Origin of the sequence: Lachnospira multipara LB2003 (assembly GCF_000702205.1) — a bacterium.
Taxonomy (GTDB): Bacteria; Bacillota; Clostridia; order Lachnospirales; family Lachnospiraceae; genus Lachnospira; species Lachnospira multipara_A.
On record NZ_JNKW01000001.1, the window covers coordinates 495,485 to 514,703 of the forward strand.

The following is a 19,219-nucleotide window of genomic DNA, read 5'->3' on the forward strand; positions in this document are numbered from 1 at the left end:
AAACGTAGTAAAAGTGTTTCGTTGTAAGACAACTCCCTAATATTGTCATACAAGTTATTAATAAGGGTACTACTTCATCGCTTTAAAGTCAAGAACTTTTTATTTTTTTAAAGCAAATATTTAATTAAGATAGTCAAGACTCGCTCGCGAGTCTTGCGCGCCGGATTCGGGTCTGCTACTGCAGACAAATTCCTGTCCGAATCCGTGCGCATCCTCGCGGAGCGTTTAACTCAGTCGGAGCTTGTACTCCGACTGAGTTAAACATACAAATTATAAGCCTTTTGGGCCTCTCTCTAAACCTGTTATACCAGTTCTTGCAATTTCAACAATTGTAAAGCCATCTAACAATTCTATGAATGCATTAATCTTACTTTGGCTACCTGTAAGTGAAACAATTACAGATTCCTTAGATACATCAACAATATTAGCTCTATAGATATCAGCTATTGTTGCAATTTCCTGTCTTTTTTCAGGGGATACTAAAACCTTAATTAAAACAAGTTCTCTACATACTGAATCATCTAGTGGTAAAACTGTGATTTTCTTTACATCTACTATCTTAGTCAACTGCTTTTCAATCTGCTCAAGCACATCATCATCACCAGTTGCAACAATAGTCATTCTTGATATATCAGGATTTAGTGTTTCACCAACAGTTAAGCTGTCAATATTATAGCCTCTGCGACTAAAAAGACCTGCAACGCGACTTAAAACACCTGCTGAGTTACCAACTAGAATAGAAATTACTGCTTTCCTCATAACGCACATCTCCTATTTTTTTAATTTATAAATAATTGTAACAATATCAGAAATTGTTGTCAATTATATATCTAAATCCGTAAACTGTGACTTAGTCGCACTACTAAGCCCAATAACAAGCATTCTTAAGGTGCATATATCAACACTACTCCATTTTCTTCTTATCTCGCCAAATATATCAAATTCCATCATAGCAACACATTTATTAGCCTTATTTCTTACTCTAATCTGAATAAATGAACAAATATTATCATCTGTAAATTTATAAGCTAATTCAGGATGTGTCATTTCAACTGAAACAATATTATTCACTATATACATTTCATGTTCATCAAAATGTCCGCTGTATTCAGGATTATTAATATAACTAGCATCTTCTAAATCCTTATTATAATAGCCTGTTGAGAAAACTCTTCTTAAGCCCTCTCCTGCAAATACTCTTATTCCATGTAAATTTAACTTATCTCCTAGTTCTTTTAGAATCTCAGAAAATTCATCAAATCCTGCTGCATTATTAGCCCTTAAAATTAGATTAGTAACCAATTCATATTTATCTATTGGCTTTAAAAAATCATTGCCAATTGCTACTCTAACAGATTCTTTAGATAATAGATCTCCATGTTTTTCAACATCATAAATAATAAAACGATCCTTGCCCTTATCCTTTGCAATATAAAGACAGGCATCTGCTATCTTAAATAATGTTTCAAACTCAGTTCCATCAACACCAAACCTTGATACGCCAATTGATGAAGAGAATAAATAATCATGCTTTACTTCCTTTAACTCTAATTTTAGATTAAGGCGCATACTCTTTAATTTAATTCTTAATTCCTCTTCATCCTTAATATTATCAAGAAGTACCATAAATTCATCGCCACCAATTCGACCAACCATGCCATTATCTGCTGCCATATGGCTTAGTCCCTTGGCAAATCTATTAATTACTTCATCTCCAAAATAGTGTCCATATGTATCATTAACCTGTTTAAAATTATCAATATCAAGTACTAATAAATATGTTCTGCCATTTTGCTTTATCTTATTTAATTTTAAGAAGTTTAGATGTTCCGTGATTTTATCTGTAATTGTCTTTTTATTATAAAGTCCTGTGGCAGAATCTCTGCCAATTTCTCCATTATCAGCCTGATTTGGAACATAATTTCCATTATATTTTTCCTGTGTTATAACACCAAGAACAAGCTTTTTATCAACGCTATCAATTAAGCTTGCACCCTTTATTGATAATCTTTCCATTCTTGCTCCCTGTGTTAGAATTGAAGCAGTTATTGTTATGCTAAAATTCTCCATTTGATTTTCAATACATTCACATAACATGTCGAAATTTTTCATACTCTTTTCATCGACCATGTCATTAGTTATTACCTCTTCCTTCCAATCATCAAATTTCTTCTTAACAATTGGCTGAGCTTTATGATTATTATAGAAAAAAATTGTGAATTCCTTAGTCTCAATATCATAATCAAAAAGCTTATTAGGAATTAGACCTAATAGTGATCTATATTTTTTAATCTTATCATAATTTTTTCTGAATTTTAGACATGCATTCTCCATGTCCTGAATTCGAAAATATTGAAGAGTTTCATCTCCTATAAGTCTATCGCCCATTTTTATTAAACGCATATAGCGATATTCCTTATTCTTATTCTGAACTCGGAGTATAATAGTCTCCTTTTTATTCTCCTTATTCACAAAGTTTAAAAACTCTTCTCTATCCTCTTTAAATACTATCTTGTCAAAACTAAAAAGAGAAAATTCACCTATTAACCTATAGAATCTCTCATCTCCATTAATTATATAGTTTAACTCATCTAGCACAAATTCAGCTTCAACATTATTTTTATCATATCCCTCTTTAAAACTTTTATTTTCTAGCATCATAAAAAACTCCCAACTAAACGAACTATCCTGTTGATATTAAACTTTCATCAATTTAAAAACTAGTTATTTAGTTTAATTATCATCAGTGCAATTTACCTCTTCCTCTTTGGAAACAAGAACCTTATCCACCATCTTATTGTTGACTGTGTAAATTGTAAATTTATAGTTACCACACTTAGCACTAAATCCCTCATCTTTCTTATCTGGAATCTTACCTAATTCGCAAATAAGAAATCCATTAAGTGTATCCACCTCTTCACAACTAAATTCAATTTCCAGCTTATCCTCTACATCCTCAAGAGTTATCTGACCATCCATAATAAATGTACCATCATCTCTTTGGATTATTTGTTCCTCTTCATCATCATATTCATCAAAGATATTACCAACTATTTCCTCTAAAATATCCTCCATAGTAATAATACCTGTTGTCTGCCCATATTCATCCACCACAACGGCCATATGTGTCTTCTTTATCTTCATCTCTTTAAAAAGAGCACTTATATTTCGTGTTTCAGGTATGCAATATGCCTCAAACATTAAGTTATTACCTAACTCCTTTAGTGTCTTATTTTTACAATCATCAGACACGTATGCTTTTAATAAATCTCTAATATGCAGAATACCAATTACATTATCTATATCTTCATCAAAAACTGGATATCTCGAATAATTCTCTTCCATCACATAATCAAAAGCTTCACTAACTGTCTGTGTTGCATCAATGGCAACTATATTCTTTCGATGAACCATAACATCTTGGGCTTGTTTCTCTCCAAACTCAAAAATGTTACCTATCATTTCAGCTTCGCTTTCCTTAATGACACCTTGTTCATGACTTTCATTAACCATATCCATTATTTCTTCAGATATATCTTCTTCTTGCTTGTCTTTACCTGTAATTTTTCTTAATAAACCCATCAAAAAACCATTTGTTACATCCGAGGGGTGTACTTCGTTCATATTCTCATATTCCTTTCATTTAGCAAAAAATTATTAGCTACCTTGCAAATTGCCGTAAGCTTTAAAATAAAATATACCACATATTATAACTAAATTTCAACAAGTCCAACAGTTTCAGCAATTACTTGGGCTACGCTTCTTGAAATATCTCCTGCAATAATTCCCATAGCTGTTAAATTAGCGGCTGCTAAATCTCCTGCATTAGCATGAACATTAACTGCCACAACTGCACTTGTAAACTCACAAAGCCCTAAATTAAGTAGTCCTGCCACAACACCAGTTAATACATCTCCTGAACCTGCCGTTGCCATTCCATCATTGCCAGCCTGGTTAATAACTGCATAATCTCCATCTGCTATAACAGTCTTAGCATCCTTTAAAACTGTAATAACTCCATATTTTTTAGAAAAATTAAGGGCTATATTTACCATATCTTTTTTTATATCCTCTAGCTTAATGCCAGTTAATCTTTCCATTTCCTTTAAATGTGGTGTGATAATTATTTTCTTATCACCATTATTAATGTCTCTTTTTAACAATTCCTGCAAAGAATTTTCAGCAATTATATTTAGGGCATCAGCATCAATAACTAGCTTAGTCTTTACATGTTCTAATACATATTTTGTAAGTTTAAGGGCTGTATTGTCCCTAGATAGGCCTGGTCCTATTACCAAGCTATCGCCAAAGTCAATTGTTTGCTGGATTAAATCTTCACTTATATCGTCATCATATACATCAATTAAACACTCAGGAAAAACTGATAATACAGCTTCTTTATTATTCTTATGAGTCAATAGCTTAACCATACCAACCCCCATTCTAAGGGCTGTTAATGCACTAAGGATGGCAGCACCACCCATATTTTTAGAGCCGGCAATAATTGTAACCTTTCCATAGCTTCCCTTATTCCCGCCTCTTTTTCTTTTTTTTAGGACTTCATTTACTTCTTTAGAATAATCATTATTATCCTTTAGAATGTTTCCTGTTATTGCTTTTACATGTCCAATTTTTTCAAAGACTTTTAATTTACTATCTAAACTAGCCTTCCTGCCAATTTCAATTAGTGTTTCCTTGTCATTAAAGCACACTGGTGTTGAAATTACTTTTCCTGACACATAAGCTCCATCTCCACAAAAAAGTCCAATTTTTTCATATCCAAATGTAATAGTCTTATTAGCTTTAACACAAACACCAAGAATTGCTCCTGTGCTTGCATTAATTCCTGATGGAACATCTAGAGAATAGACCATTGCCTGTGAGTTGTTAATAAATTCAATAATTTCTTTATATTTTCCTTCTACTTGTCTATTTAATCCCACTCCAAATATGGCATCAACTATTAAATCATAATCCTTACTTGGCTTATTAAATTCAGTTATTAGGGTAATTCCCATGGACTCTAAAATTCTTTGTTGTTCTAGATTTTGCTCTGAATAATGGCTTCCAAGAATCAAAGCTTCTGTATTTCTATAACCTGCTAATATAAGCATTCTAAGAAGTGCAAGTCCATCGCCTCCATTATTTCCTGAACCGCATACAATTAAGATTTTGCTTTGCTTACCATAATCTTGTCTTATTTGTTCAAAGCTAAATTTAGCTGCCTCCTCCATTAATAAAAGAGAGGGCACTCCTAAAGTATTTATTGTATATTCGTCTATGGCGCCTGCACATTTACTATCTATTAAATCAATCATTACTAGTTTCCTCTTTATTTATTTTAAAATCCTCATTTAGTTTATCTAATTCATTACTAAAATCTGGTCCAAAAATGTCATGCATATAAGTATACATTCTCTCATTGGCCTCTTCTTTATCCTGCCTAATTACTATATTTTTCTTTAGTTTAATTCTTGTTTGATCAATCCACTTACTAAGTACTTCTATATCCTCTGCATTCGTATTTAATCTTTCATACACTACTTTTAGTGTCTCTGAAATCAAGTGTTTATTGGCATCTGCTAACTCCTTTGGATAATCAAGGGCCTCATCTTCAAGACTAGCTATTTTATCCTTAGCTTCTTGAATTAGTCTTTGATTTTGCTCCATTTTTTTCTTCTTGGCATTACTATTATCATCATCTTCCATAGCATCTACCACTTCTTGGATTAGCTGATTTTTTATTTTTTTTACTTCTTTTATATCATTATTTGCCTGTCCCTGCTTTTTTAAAAGCTCATTAACTCTTTTTTCCCAATAATTAATCTCGTCTGTCTTGTATTTAGTTGGAATAAGTTTATACCATCTTTCATCTAGGGTTAGAACAGGAACTCTAGCTATCCCCTCTAAGTCCTTTATCTTCTCATAAGAAAAATCTGCCATATTCCCCACCTTTTAAATTTAATTTAATTACTACACTTGGAATTAACTATATTATATCTTTAATTTTGTAAAAAAAAAAGAACTTATACATTTCTGTATAAGTTCCTATAAATAATTATTCTTTATTATTAGCTATTGCGTATGATAATCTCATTAAGCTTTCTGATAAATGAACATTCTCAACAATAACATCTGGTGGAAGATTTAAGTCAACTGGAGCAAAATTCCAAATAGCCTTAATTCCTGCTTCCACTACAACACTTGCAACTTCCTTAGCTGCTGCCTTTGGTAATGTTAAAGCTACAATTTCAATATGATTCTGGGCAATGAAATCCTTAATCTTGTCTGTACTATAGATGCCAACTCCAGCAATTTCCTTACCTTCTAATTCCTTGTTATTATCAAAAAGGCCTTTAATAACAAATCCTCTCTTAGAAAAATCTGAATAATTACATATTGCTCTACCAATATTACCTGCACCAACTACTATCATGTTATGAGGTTCATTAACGCCTAAAATCTTACCAATCTTGTCATATAAATACTTAACATTATATCCATATCCCTGCTGACCAAAGCCGCCAAAATTATTAAGATCCTGACGAATCTGAGAAGCTGTTACCTTCATCTTCTCACTTAATTCTTTAGAAGAAATTCTTTGTACATCATTTTCAACAAGCTCTCCAAGATATCTATAATATCTTGGCAATCTTCTAATTACAACTGCCGATATCTTCTTTTCTTCTTTATCTTCCATTTTATAACTCCATCCTTAACTATAAATATCTTTATGTATTTACTCGTTGACGTAAATTCGCCTTACAAGTATATACTAATGTTAAAAAAATGTCAAAATAGATTTATAACAATTTATATTTTGTTAATACACATTTTTCCTTTATCCAAGAACTCTTCTAGCTATATCCACTGACTCCTTAGCATCTGCTGCATAAAAATCAGCATCTATTTCCTTGGCATATTCTGGAGTGAGCACTGCTCCACCTACCATTACCTTACAGTCCAAATTGTTTTTTCTTATTAACTCTATGGTTTCTTTCATGGAAACAAGAGTTGTTGTCATAAGGGCTGATAGGCCACATAAATGCACATCATTATCCCTAATTGCATTTACAACATCCTCATATGGCACATCTTTTCCTAGATCTATTACTTCAAAGCCATAGTTTTCAAGTAAGACTTTCACAATATTTTTGCCTATATCATGTACATCTCCCTTAACTGTTGCAATTACAATTTTTCCCTTACTTACCTTTTGGCTGCCATTTTGCTGCATATTTTCTTTAATTACTTCAAAAGCTGCTGATGCCACCGATGCACCCATTATTAGCTGTGGTAAGAATAATGTTCCTTTTTCAAATTCTGCACCAATATCATCTAGGGCTGGAATTAGAGCCTTATTTACTATATCCATGGAGTCAAATTTAGATAGAAGTTCCCTAGTTATATCTGCTCCTTCTTTTTTTAGTCCTTTTTTTACAGCATAGGAAAGGTCTGAAATCTCATAATTTCCTTTTTTATCATTTAAATTAATGCTTGTAGTTACTACATTATTTCCTGAATTTCCTGTGTTATCTACTGCCACTGTTTTTAACTTTGGCATATTAGCGTATTTAGCCACATAATTTACAGAATTTAAATCATGACAAGCCAATACCTTATATGCCATTACAGCTCCCATCATTTCAGGAATATTAGGGTTTATAATGCATAAATCCAAACCACTTTGTAATGCCATTGTTAAGAAAATATGATTTACTAAGACCCTATTAGGTAATCCAAAGGATATATTAGATACACCAAGAATTGTCTTAAGTCCAAGCTCATTTTTAACCTTGCTTAAAGCCTTAAGGGTTTCCCTACAGCCTTCCTGTTCTGCTGAAACTGTAAGAGTTAAACAATCTATATAAATGTCCTTTTTATCAATACCTATGCTTACGCATCTATCCATGATTTTTTTGGCAATTTTAACTCTATCATCTCCCTTTTTAGGGATTCCATTCTCATCTAGTGCTAAGCCTATTATGGCGCCACCATATTTTTTTACAATCGGAAGAATATTTTTAAGGGACTCCTCCTCACCATTTACGGAATTTACCAATGGTCGTCCATTATAAACTCTAAGGGCTGCCTCTATTACCTTAGGGTCTGTAGAATCAATCTGAAGAGGTACATCCACCACTGATTGCAGTGATTTTACTGTATCTACCATCATTTCCACTTCGTTTATTCCTGGCACACCTACGTTGACATCTAGAATATCTGCCCCTGCATTAGTTTGTTCTAATGCCTGTCCTAGGATATATTCCATATTTTTATTTTTTAATGCTTCCTGGAAAATCTTCTTTCCTGTAGGATTTATTCTCTCTCCCACAACTCTTGGTTCATCAATTACCACGGTTTTTGTTGGAGAGCAAACTGCCGCTTTAATTTCCACATATTCTCTTTGGATATTGCCATTTTCCTTAAGCATATTAGTTACTTCTTTAATAAACTCTGGAGTAGTACCACAACAACCACCATATATCTTTATTCCGTATTTTCTAAGATCCTTCATATATCCTGCAAATCCTAATGCTGTTACGTTATAAAGATTGGTCTTTGGATCTGGTAGGCCTGCATTAGGCTTTAAACATAATGGTTTATTAGTCCACTTACTTAATTCACTAATTACAGGTTCTAATTCCTTTGGGCCAAGGGAACAATTAATTCCTATTGCATCAACATCAAGTCCTGAAACCGTTAGTCCAAAAGCTGATATACTACATCCTGTAAAAGTTCTTAAATTCTGTTCAAAGGTCATAGTTGCTAGTATTGGCAAATCTGAATTTTCCTTTGCTGCAAGAATTGCTGCCTTTATATCTAGTAAATCTGTCATTGTTTCAAATACTACTAAATCTGCGCCAGCGCTTGCTCCTGCTTTTACACATCTAGCATACATATCATATGCTGCCTCAAAAGATAAAACCCCTGTTGGTTCTAATAATATTCCTATAGGGCCTAAATCTAGAGCTACTAAGCCATTTTTATTCACCTTATCTCTGGCTTTTTTGGCAATTTCTATACCTGCAGTTATTAACTCTTCTACTGAATGGCCGCATTCTTCAAGCTTATACTCATTAGCTCCAAATGTATTGGCATAGACAATATCAGATCCTGCCTCATAATATTTTTCATGTATTGACTGGATTAATTCCGGATTTGTTATATTTAACATCTCTGGAGTTTCTCCAACCTTCATTCCTGATGCTTGCAACATAGTACCCATACCACCATCAAGAACCACATAGTCTTTTTTTAACAAGTCATAGAATTTCTCTTTTTTTGTCATTTTCCTTCACTCCCTATTAGATAAATCAAGCCTTAACTTGTGGCTTTACATACATCTATTTCCACTTTTTTGGATATTGCAATTCCCATTTAAGTTGCAATCCCTACAGTTTCTATTCATCCTTGGTATTTCTTTACTAGTTAATCCTATAATTGCTGTTACTGATTTTGTTGGTATCATCATATCTGTTGTTCCTACATTTATACCAATTTTTCTTGTAGCATCCAATACTTTTATGAAATTTTTCTGATAAGACAAGGATAAATCTCCATATCCTATACCAAATCTAAAGGTCATATTTAAGCCCTTAAATTCCTTTCTTAGTATATCTTCTACTTTCTCACATACCTGTTCCACACATGCACTAGCAAAAGCGTCAAAAACTACGGATTTTGCTAGATTTGTATGGGATAGTACTCGTATTTCCCTATCTATTCCTTCTCCTATTGTTACTGCAATTCCAATAGCTTTTTCGCAGTTTTTTAAATGATTAGTTATTGAATTGCCCTTCATATATAGGTTTGTATCTTCTAATATAATTCCGTCTTCTTTTTCCTCAAAATCAAAGACTTTATATACGTATCTTGGAGTTGCTATTTGTCTTACTCGCTCTTCGCATTCATCAATTAATGATAGAATATTATCATCTAACTTAGTGTTTCTATAACCAAGGTAACGAAGCGCTTCTTTTTTATCAATTGGGTCTAATATTATTTTTTCCATAGTCTTACCTTTAACCTTAATTAATTGCGACAGATTTAGTTTACCACAATCTATATAAAAACTGTATCTCCTTTAGTGATAGTTAGTAAGTTTACACAACTTGTTTTTTTACCGTGATTTATTTATAATCGTCAAGTAATAATACTTGCTTATCATAGAGTTTTATTAAATCGGAGGTTATATGATTCTTTCAGTTAATAATATAAATAAATCCTTTGGTACTGATGTTATCATTAAGGATGCTACTTTTAATATTGAAGACCATGAAAAGGCTGCAATTGTCGGTATTAATGGAGCTGGTAAATCAACTCTTTTAAAGATGATTGTAGGAGAAGAGCCTGTTGATAGTGGTCTTGTTACCTTTACCCGTGGCAAAACTGTTGGTTATCTTGCCCAGCAACAAAATCTTAGTTCTGGTAAGAACATTTATGATGAATTGCTTGAAGTTAAACAATTTGTAATTGATATGGAAAAAGAGCTAAGAGAACTTGAATCCTTAATGGGCAGCACTAAGGGTGAGGAGCTTGATGCCCTCCTTAACAAATACAACAGTTTAAACCAAAAATTTGAAATGGCTAATGGTTATGCCTATAAGTCTGAAATTGTGGGTGTTTTAAAGGGCTTAGGATTTAGCGAAGAAGATTTTAGTCTTAATGTAAACACATTGTCTGGTGGACAAAAAACCCGTGTGGCCCTAGGTAAAATCCTTCTTTCAAATCCTGATATTATCTTACTTGATGAGCCTACTAACCACTTAGATATGGAATCTATTGCATGGCTAGAAAACTATTTACTTAACTACACAGGTGCTGTAGTTTTAGTTTCCCATGATAGATATTTCCTTGATAAAATCGTTTCTAAGGTTATTGAAATTGACCAGGGTGTAGTTACTGTCTTTAGCGGAAACTATACTGATTACGCAAGCAAAAAGGCCATTCTTCGTAATATGAAATTAAAAGAATACTTAAATCAGCAGCGTGAAATTAAGCATCAGGAAGCAGTTATAACTAAGCTTAAGCAGTTTAACCGCGAGAAATCTATTAAGAGAGCGGAATCTCGTGAAAAAATGCTTGATAAAATTGATGTTATTGAAAAGCCAACTGAACTTGATGATAAGATGAAGATAAAGCTAGAACCTGAGGTTGTTAGTGGTAATGACGTTCTTTCTGTAGAAGGACTTACTAAATCCTTTGACGATGTTACTCTTTTTAAAAACATAAACCTTGATATTAAGCGTGGGGAAAGAGTTGCCCTAATTGGTAATAATGGTACTGGAAAGACTACTATTCTACGTCTCCTTAACGGCCTTATTCCGGCAGATAGCGGAACTATTACCCTTGGATCAAAAGTTGAAATTGGTTACTACGATCAGGAACACCATGTACTTGACCCAGATAAGACACTTTTTGAAGAAATTAGTGATGCTTATCCAGACCTTAACAATACCAAGATTCGTAATACATTAGCCGCTTTCCTTTTTACAGGAGATGATGTATTTAAGTATATTAGAGACTTATCTGGTGGTGAAAGAGGTAGAGTTTCCCTTGCAAAGCTTATGCTTTCTAACGCCAACTTCCTCATCCTTGATGAGCCTACTAACCACCTAGATATTGTATCTAAGGAAATTCTAGAGAACGCCCTAAATAGCTACACAGGAACAGTTCTCTATGTAAGTCATGATAGATATTTTATTAATACAACTGCCACAAGAATTGTTGAACTTACTAATAAAACCACAGTTAATTACATTGGTAATTATGACTATTACATTGAAAAAAAGGACATTTTAACAAAGGCTGCAGTGGATGAAGCCCTTAAAAATGACCCAACGCTTCTTAATAAAGCTACTGTTACAGTTAATACTACATCTTCTAATAACAATAATTCTAATTCAAAAGAAGAGTGGAAACAGTCAAGGGAAGAGCAAAACAGACTTAAAAAAGCCAAAAATGAGCTTAAAAAAGTCGAGGCTAAAATCGAAGAATTAGAGGAAAAAGTCAAAAAAATCGACGAAGAATATGCAAATCCTGAAATTGCAAGCAACACTGGAAAACTTATGGAGCTACATAAGGAGAAAACCAGTATTGAAGCGGATTTGAGCAATTTATATGATAGGTGGGAAATTCTTTCTGAGAGTATATAAATTCAAAAAAATCGCATAAAATCGGCATTTTTTAAGTTAAAATTGTTGACAATCTAAAATATTCGTAGTATAAATGACTTATAATTATTAAAACTTAATAATCTTAAGGAGGAAATAGTTTTTATGAACAAGACAGAATTAGTTGCTGCTATCGCAGAAAAGGCTGAACTTTCTAAGAAGGATTCAGAGAAGGCTCTTAAGGCTTTTGTTGAAACAGTATCTGAAGAATTAAAGAAGGGCGAAAAGATCCAGTTAGTTGGCTTTGGTACTTTCGAAGTTGTTGAAAGAGCTGCTAGAACAGGTAAGAATCCTCAGACAGGTAAGTCTATTAAGATTCCTGCTTCTAAGGCTCCTAAGTTCAAGGCTGGTAAGGGCTTAAAAGAAACAGTTAACGCTGGCAAGAAGAAGAAGTAATTCAACCGATAGTTAAGATACTAATTGTTTTAAGACAAAAAAATGGCGCATATCTTTGATATGCGTCTTTTTTTGATTTTACAATCTCTATCTTTTAAAGAAATAAAAAGCTTTAGTTTCCATTTTATCTCTTATTATCCCTAGTTTATTATATTTTTTGAGTTTTAGTTTATAATCAGTTTATACTTTTTTCTAATTTGTTTCTATATTCGACAAATCTAGTTCACATTTATCCCTTATTATATTCACATGTTCAACGAGAAAGCTATTTTCTCTCCCTTTTTAAAGTAGCTACAGTTGAACAGGCAAATCTTTTTCATAAATAACATGGCAAGCTAGACTTGTCGCTAACCTCTATTTAGTACAGAGGTCTAGAAACTAAGAGCATCCATTTAATAATGGTTGCGAGTAATCTCAAAAGTAGATCGTGAATTTGAGATTACGAAATGACTGGCATCCTCCCCCCCCAAACAGTGCCAGTCATGGATTACATTTCCCTAAATATGTAATCCCCTCCCTCATTAAATTTTTATATAAAAAAGGCCCCCTACGGGGGCTTTTTTTATGTCCAAAACTTTTCTATATTCAGTCAAACCCTTGAAAATAAGACATACATATGCTAAATTTATTAGGCTAAAGTTCTTAAATTTAACATGAAAAGAGGGAATTTATGGGAGTAGAAATTGAACGTAAATTTTTGGTATCACATATACCTGATAATCTAGATAATTATAAATGCAGACTTATTGAACAGGGTTATTTAAACACTAATCCTGTTGTTAGAGTTAGAAAAGACGACGAAGATTATTATCTAACATATAAGGGCAAGGGCAAGATGAATAGAGAAGAATACAATCTTCCTCTTAACGCCGAAGCTTATGCCCACCTTATTAAAAAAGCTGATGGCAATATAATAACAAAGAAAAGATACGAAATCCCGGACGGTAAGGGTTATACAATTGAATTAGATTTATTTTTAGGAGATTTTAGTGGTGTTGTTCTTGCTGAAGTTGAATTCCCTAATATAGAGGAATGCAATTCTTATACATTACCAGACTGGTTTATTAAAGATGTAACCAATGAGAAAGCTTATCATAACAGTAGAATGAGCGTTATGACTAAAGAAGATATAGAGGCGCTTATAAAAGATAGCCATGTTAATTAATACATATTTTTATAAAAAGGGAGATACTCATGAATTTATCAAGTGATGAAATAATGGAAACCATACAACGTTTTAAAAATGCTACATTGACACTCATTAAGTGGCTATTATGTGCCACTCTTAGCGGTTGCTTAATTGGATTTGTGGGGTCATGTTTCCATTTGCTATTAGGTTTAGTTACAGATTTCAGATTTGAAAATCCTAATATACTTTTCCTACTTCCACTTGGTGGTTTAGTTATCATTTTTTTATATAGAATAATGGGTGAGGCGGATAATAAGGGTACTAACCTTGTTATTACCGCTATCCAGTCTAACGAGGAAGTTCCAATTAAGATGGCTCCTCTTATTATTATTTCAACAGCTATTACTCATCTTTTTGGTGGTTCTGCAGGTAGAGAAGGTGCTGCCCTTCAGGTTGGTGGTTCCCTTGGTAACTTCCTTGCTAAGGCCTTTAAATTTGATGATAAAGACACTAGAATCATGATTATGTGCGGTATGAGTGCTTGCTTCTCCGCTCTTTTTGGTACACCTATTGCAGCTGCAATTTTTTCCATGGAAGTTATAAGCGTTGGTATTATGTATTATGCAGCCCTTGTTCCTTGCGTTATTTCAGCACTTATTGCTCAAAAAATCGCATCTTATCTTGGAATTGCACCTACTGCATTTACTGTAGATAAACTTTGCAAACTTGATATGCTAAATGGCACTAAATTTGTAATTATGGCAATATGTTTTGCACTAGCTAGTATTTTGCTTTGCCTTTGCTTACATAATGCCGCAAATCTATACAAAAAATTCTTAAAAAATCAATACCTTAGAGTTTTTGTAGCTGGTTTATTAGTTATCGCCCTAAGATATATTGTTGGCTCAACTGATTATCTTGGTGCTGGTTCTAATATAATTTCGGCTAGTTTTGTTAATTCCTGCGCATGGTATGTATTTATTCTAAAGATTATATTCACTGCCATAACTCTTGGTGGTGGATTTAAGGGTGGTGAAATTGTTCCTACACTTTTTGTTGGAGCTACTCTTGGAAGCTTCCTAGCTTCTGTTTTTGGCCTTCCTGTGGGATTATGTGCAGCATGTGGTATGGTTGCTGTTTTTTGTGGTGTTACTAATTGTCCAATCACTTCAATTTTACTTTCAATTGAGATGTTTGGAGCATCATCAATTAAATACTGTGTTCTCTGTATAGCCCTTAGCTATTTACTTTCTGGCTACTACAGTCTTTATAGCACACAGAAAATCATGTATTCAAAATACAGAACTGAATTTATTAATAAAGCAACTCACTAAAAAGGACGAATTATGAGTAAATGGATGGTTTATGGCAAGAAAGCTGATTTTAAGGGCATTGCCAAAGAATATAATATAGATATGGTCACAGCTAGAATTATTAGAAATCGTGACATTATAACAAAAAATGATTTTGATATGTACCTTAATGGAGACCTAAACAGTCTTCATAATCCTGAATTACTAAAGGATGTTAAGCTAGCCAGCAATATTCTTATTGATAAAATAAAATCCGGTAAAAAAATCCGCATTATTGGTGACTACGATATTGATGGAATATGCTCCATTACTATTCTTTATAAGGGTTTAACTAGATGTGGTGCCAATGTAGATTACGTTGTTCCCCATAGAATTCATGACGGTTACGGTATAAATGAACGATTAATTGATGAAGCTTATGAAGATGGTATTGATACTATTCTTACTTGCGATAACGGTATAGCAGCTATAAATCAGATAAAACATGCTAAGGATAAGGCTATGACTGTTATTGTTACAGATCATCACGACATCCCTTTTGAAATGATAAATGATGAAAAAAACTACAGTCTTCCAAATGCCGATGCAATTGTAAATCCAAAGCAATTAGATTGTAATTATCCATTTGATGGTATATGCGGCGCTGTAGTGGCATATAAGCTCATACAGGTACTTTATAAGCTTATGGGAGTTTCTTCTAGTGATTCTAAACTTACAGCCGATACAAAGGATTTAGAGGATTTCCTAGAGTTTGCAGCAATCGCTACCGTAGGCGATGTTATGAATCTTATTAACGAAAATCGTGTAATTGTAAAATATGGGCTTAAACATATAGCACAAACTAGTAATATTGGACTACGCTGCCTTATTAATGCATGTGAACTTGATATTAATAATATTAATTCCTACCACATAGGTTTTGTTGTTGGTCCTTGTCTTAATGCTTCTGGCCGACTAGAAAGTGCCAACATAGCTATAAAAATGCTTTTAAGTAGTAATTACGACGAAGCTAATAAGCTTGCAATAAAGCTTAAAGAACTTAATGATGAACGTAAGGAACTTACTGAAAACGAAGCTAAAAAAGCCTTTGAATTAATTGACTCAACATCCCTTAAAGATGACAAGGTCTTAGTTGTTTATCTGCCTGATTGTCATGAATCCATTGCTGGGATTATTGCAGGTAGAATACGAGAAAAATACTACAAACCTACTATTTGCCTAACTAATGGAGAGGACTGTATTAAAGGTTCTGGTCGTTCAATTGAAGGCTATAATATGTTTGAAGAAATATCTAAGGTAAAGGGCTTACTTACTAAATTTGGTGGTCATCCTATGGCTGCTGGCCTATCCCTAAGTCCTGATAATATTGATGCTTTTAGAACTGCTCTTAATTCTTATCAGTCCTTAAGTTCAGAAGATTTAACGCCTAAGACTTGGATTGATGTTCCAATGCCACTTGATTATGTATCTTTTGACTTAATCAATGAATTTTCAGTTCTAGAACCCTTTGGTAAGGGCAATGAAAAACCTATTTTTGCTGATAGAAATTTAAAAGTTGTATCCGCAAGAATTATTGGAAAAAATAGGAATGTCTTAAAATTACAATTACAGACTATAAATGGACATATTGTAGATGCCATTAAATTTAAGGCAGAAGAAAATGATATTCCAGAACTTAACTCTAATATTAATATTATCTATTATCCTGATATTAACGAATATATGGGCAATAGAAAAATCCAATTTATTATTAACGAAATTGGTTAAATAAACTAATTTAAGCTATAAGCTTTAGCTTTATATAAAAAAATACCACTTATCCTTATGATAAGTGGTATTTTTTAGCTTTCGCTTATTTTAATCTTAATTATTATTAATCCATATTCTAGATATTAAACCTGAGCACCGTCTTCATAAACAGCTTTCTTAGGTGCTGTCTTTTTAACTTCGTTAACTATTCCACGTTTTTTACCGCCCATTAAATACCATAAAGCACTTGTAATAAGTACTGATGAATATGTACCTGCTATGATACCTGCAATAAGTGGAAGTGAGAACTGCTTAACTGAAGCAACACCAAAAATTGCAAGGCAAACTAACATAATAAGTGTTGTTACTGTTGTATTTACTGTTCTTGTAAATGTATATGTAATTGATGAATTTACAAGTTCTGTAATATCTGTCTTAGAATTAGCTGTCTTTAACTGCTCTCTAATTCTATCAAATATAATAATTGTACCGTTAATTGAATAACCAATAATTGTTAACATACAAGCAATAAATGTTGTACCAACTGTTATTCTTGAGAATGCATAGAATGCTAATACAACTAATACATCATGAACTAAAGCAAGTACTGCTGCTGCTGCGAATTTGAAATCCTTGAATCTAATAAAGATATAAACAAGCATAAATACAGTAGCGAGAAGTACTGAAAGTAATGCATTCTTTCTCATTGTAGAACTTACTGATCCAGTAATAGATGTTGATTCTACTGTCGAACCATCCTTAATAGGATATTTAGCCACTACAGCATCTTCCATTGCTTCTCTTTGTTCCTGTGTAAGTGCAGGTGTCTTAAATGCTACAGCTGATGAATCCTGTGTCTTTTGCTGCTGAACTTCCATAACTCCAGCTGATTCCTTAATTAAAGGAATAATATCTGATTCAATCTGCTCTGTGCTATATTCCTGTGCAAATTCAAATGTAGTTGTTGTACCACCTACGAATTCAAGTGAATAATTAAATGCACCATCACCCATACCTGAACGAACGCCCATGCATACAAAACCTGCAACAATTACTACTGCTGCAATAATAAATGCCTTAATTCTAAATCCTAAGAAGTTAATTGTCTTCTTATGAACTGTCTTACCATATAAAACTGGACTCTTACAACCAAAGTTGTAAAGTAATTTCATAATAATTCTTGTAATTACAAGTGATGTAAATACAGAAACAATATTAGAAATAATAAGTGTTGTAGCAAAGCCCTTTACAGAACCTGTACCAAAGATATAAAGAACAACACCAGCAATAAGAGTTGTTACATTACCATCGATGATAGCTGAAGCTGCTTTACTATAACCTGAAAGTATAGAATTTTCTACACTCTTTCCTGCCGCAATTTCTTCTCTAATACGAGTATAAATAATTACATTACCATCAACAGCCATACCAATACCAAGGATAATACCTGCAATACCTGGCAATGTAAGTGTTAAGTCATAAACACTTAGTAAGAATAAAACTAATGTTGTATAGATTGAAAGTGTTAATGCTGCCACAACACCTGGTAATCTATAGATTACGATCATGAATACGCAAAGTAATACAAGACCTACAATAGCTGCAAATAAACTTGTCTTAATTGCACTTGCTCCTAACTGAGGACTAACAATTGAAGATGATACTTCTGAAAGTGTTACAGGAACTGAACCAACTCTAATATAAGTTGCTAATGTTTCTGCTGATTCATAACTTTCAATACCATTAATTACAGCTGTTCCTCCTGAGATTGCTGAGCTTACACTTGGTGCTGAAACAATCTTACCATCAAATAAGATATAGATTATATTACCAATGTTATTAGATGTTGCTGTGTAGAACTTTTCTGCACCTTCATCAGTAAATGTTAACTGAACACCATAAGGTGTCTTAGCAGTTGTGTCTGATGAATCTGTGTATGCCTGAGCCTGTTCTACATCATTACCTGTAAGTAATGTCTCATATTCACTACCCTGTGACCAAAGTGAGTAATTTGTTGAATCCAAGAATTCAAGAGAACCTGGTGTACCAAGTGCTTCTAGGATTTCATTAGCATCATCCTGTGAATTCTCACCAGTTGGAATTTCAACTGTGATTCTGTTATCGCCTTCACGATAAACATTTGATTCTGTAGAGTAGCCTTCAGCTCTCTGCTGTAACTTATAAATAGTATCTTCTACATCCTGAGATGAAAACTGTTCATCCTGAATTTCATATGTGATACTAACACCACCAGCAAGATCCAATCCTAAGCTGATGTCTTCTACGCTACCGTAGCCTTTGCCATTCATACCAAATATAGCTGTTAAGATTAGTCCAACAAGCAATACTAGTACGATGACGCTGTAACATATCTTCTTACCTATTCCGTACTTCATGTTACATTCTCTCCCTTCAACATAAAAAATTTCTTATTACAAAAAATGTTTCCAAAATTG

At 33.1% G+C, this 19,219-nt stretch carries 14 protein-coding genes; 5 read left to right on the top strand and 9 right to left on the bottom strand.

Features of this window, described 5'->3' with window-relative positions; genetic code table 11:
- Nucleotides 1–270: 270 nt before the first annotated feature.
- The 8 genes from ilvN to T537_RS0102360 all read right to left on the bottom strand — a co-directional run bounded on the left by ilvN (nucleotide 271) and on the right by T537_RS0102360 (nucleotide 10,015).
- Nucleotides 271–759, bottom strand: a complete 489-nt coding sequence (gene ilvN / locus T537_RS0102325) for an acetolactate synthase small subunit (RefSeq protein ID WP_027438132.1) — start codon at nucleotides 757–759, stop codon at nucleotides 271–273.
- Nucleotides 760–822: 63 nt separating this feature from the next.
- Entirely contained in the window at nucleotides 823–2,661 is a 1,839-nt protein-coding gene (locus T537_RS0102330) for a GGDEF domain-containing protein (protein ID WP_031556075.1), read from the bottom strand.
- Nucleotides 2,662–2,733: 72 nt separating this feature from the next.
- Entirely contained in the window at nucleotides 2,734–3,624 is an 891-nt protein-coding gene (locus T537_RS0102335; protein WP_034210471.1) for a hemolysin family protein, read from the bottom strand.
- Nucleotides 3,625–3,713: 89 nt separating this feature from the next.
- Entirely contained in the window at nucleotides 3,714–5,318 is a 1,605-nt protein-coding gene (locus T537_RS0102340) for a bifunctional ADP-dependent NAD(P)H-hydrate dehydratase/NAD(P)H-hydrate epimerase (RefSeq protein ID WP_051637135.1), read from the bottom strand.
- A complete protein-coding gene (locus T537_RS0102345) occupies nucleotides 5,311–5,943 on the bottom strand; it encodes a hypothetical protein (protein ID WP_051637136.1) in 633 nt (210 codons plus the stop codon). Before T537_RS0102345 ends, T537_RS0102340 begins: the two co-directional genes overlap by 8 nt.
- A 115-nt stretch (nucleotides 5,944–6,058) precedes the next feature.
- Entirely contained in the window at nucleotides 6,059–6,700 is a 642-nt protein-coding gene (locus tag T537_RS0102350) for a redox-sensing transcriptional repressor Rex (RefSeq protein WP_027438135.1), read from the bottom strand.
- A 141-nt stretch (nucleotides 6,701–6,841) separates the two neighbouring features.
- Nucleotides 6,842–9,292 (bottom strand): homocysteine S-methyltransferase family protein, encoded by a 2,451-nt coding sequence (locus T537_RS0102355; RefSeq protein ID WP_031556087.1) that lies wholly within the window; start codon nucleotides 9,290–9,292, stop codon nucleotides 6,842–6,844.
- A gap of 45 nt (nucleotides 9,293–9,337) precedes the next feature.
- Nucleotides 9,338–10,015 (bottom strand): hypothetical protein, encoded by a 678-nt coding sequence (locus T537_RS0102360; protein WP_027438137.1) that lies wholly within the window; start codon nucleotides 10,013–10,015, stop codon nucleotides 9,338–9,340.
- 181 nt (nucleotides 10,016–10,196) lie between these two features.
- Here T537_RS0102360 and T537_RS0102365 point away from each other — a divergent pair, with 181 nt between their 5' ends.
- The 5 genes from T537_RS0102365 to recJ all read left to right on the top strand — a co-directional run bounded on the left by T537_RS0102365 (nucleotide 10,197) and on the right by recJ (nucleotide 16,781).
- Nucleotides 10,197–12,158: an ABC-F family ATP-binding cassette domain-containing protein gene (locus tag T537_RS0102365; RefSeq protein ID WP_031556090.1), complete on the top strand. Its 1,962-nt coding sequence runs from the start codon at nucleotides 10,197–10,199 to the stop codon at nucleotides 12,156–12,158.
- 123 nt (nucleotides 12,159–12,281) lie between these two features.
- Nucleotides 12,282–12,572: an HU family DNA-binding protein gene (locus tag T537_RS0102370; protein WP_027431204.1), complete on the top strand. Its 291-nt coding sequence runs from the start codon at nucleotides 12,282–12,284 to the stop codon at nucleotides 12,570–12,572.
- Between the two features lie 670 nt (nucleotides 12,573–13,242).
- Nucleotides 13,243–13,737, top strand: a complete 495-nt coding sequence (locus T537_RS0102375; RefSeq protein ID WP_027438139.1) for a CYTH domain-containing protein — start codon at nucleotides 13,243–13,245, stop codon at nucleotides 13,735–13,737.
- A gap of 29 nt (nucleotides 13,738–13,766) precedes the next feature.
- Complete coding sequence (locus T537_RS0102380; RefSeq protein ID WP_031556098.1) at nucleotides 13,767–15,035, top strand: chloride channel protein; 1,269 nt, start codon at nucleotides 13,767–13,769, stop codon at nucleotides 15,033–15,035.
- A gap of 12 nt (nucleotides 15,036–15,047) precedes the next feature.
- Nucleotides 15,048–16,781 (top strand): single-stranded-DNA-specific exonuclease RecJ, encoded by a 1,734-nt coding sequence (gene recJ, locus T537_RS0102385; protein ID WP_031556101.1) that lies wholly within the window; start codon nucleotides 15,048–15,050, stop codon nucleotides 16,779–16,781.
- 125 nt (nucleotides 16,782–16,906) lie between these two features.
- Here recJ and secD read toward each other — a convergent pair whose 3' ends face one another.
- A complete protein-coding gene (gene secD, locus T537_RS0102390) occupies nucleotides 16,907–19,159 on the bottom strand; it encodes a protein translocase subunit SecD (protein ID WP_031556104.1) in 2,253 nt (750 codons plus the stop codon).
- Nucleotides 19,160–19,219 lie beyond the last annotated feature (60 nt).

Coding starts and splice junctions, on each gene's coding strand:
- T537_RS0102355 (WP_031556087.1), bottom strand. CDS start 9,292: ATGACAAAAAAAGAGAAATTCTATGACTTGTTAAAAAAAGACTATGTG.
- recJ (WP_031556101.1), top strand. CDS start 15,048: ATGAGTAAATGGATGGTTTATGGCAAGAAAGCTGATTTTAAGGGCATT.
- T537_RS0102330 (WP_031556075.1), bottom strand. CDS start 2,661: ATGATGCTAGAAAATAAAAGTTTTAAAGAGGGATATGATAAAAATAAT.
- T537_RS0102335 (WP_034210471.1), bottom strand. CDS start 3,624: ATGAACGAAGTACACCCCTCGGATGTAACAAATGGTTTTTTGATGGGT.
- T537_RS0102380 (WP_031556098.1), top strand. CDS start 13,767: ATGAATTTATCAAGTGATGAAATAATGGAAACCATACAACGTTTTAAA.
- secD (WP_031556104.1), bottom strand. CDS start 19,159: ATGAAGTACGGAATAGGTAAGAAGATATGTTACAGCGTCATCGTACTA.
- T537_RS0102365 (WP_031556090.1), top strand. CDS start 10,197: ATGATTCTTTCAGTTAATAATATAAATAAATCCTTTGGTACTGATGTT.
- T537_RS0102370 (WP_027431204.1), top strand. CDS start 12,282: ATGAACAAGACAGAATTAGTTGCTGCTATCGCAGAAAAGGCTGAACTT.
- ilvN (WP_027438132.1), bottom strand. CDS start 759: ATGAGGAAAGCAGTAATTTCTATTCTAGTTGGTAACTCAGCAGGTGTT.
- T537_RS0102375 (WP_027438139.1), top strand. CDS start 13,243: ATGGGAGTAGAAATTGAACGTAAATTTTTGGTATCACATATACCTGAT.
- T537_RS0102350 (WP_027438135.1), bottom strand. CDS start 6,700: ATGGAAGATAAAGAAGAAAAGAAGATATCGGCAGTTGTAATTAGAAGA.
- T537_RS0102340 (WP_051637135.1), bottom strand. CDS start 5,318: ATGATTGATTTAATAGATAGTAAATGTGCAGGCGCCATAGACGAATAT.
- T537_RS0102345 (WP_051637136.1), bottom strand. CDS start 5,943: ATGGCAGATTTTTCTTATGAGAAGATAAAGGACTTAGAGGGGATAGCT.
- T537_RS0102360 (WP_027438137.1), bottom strand. CDS start 10,015: ATGGAAAAAATAATATTAGACCCAATTGATAAAAAAGAAGCGCTTCGT.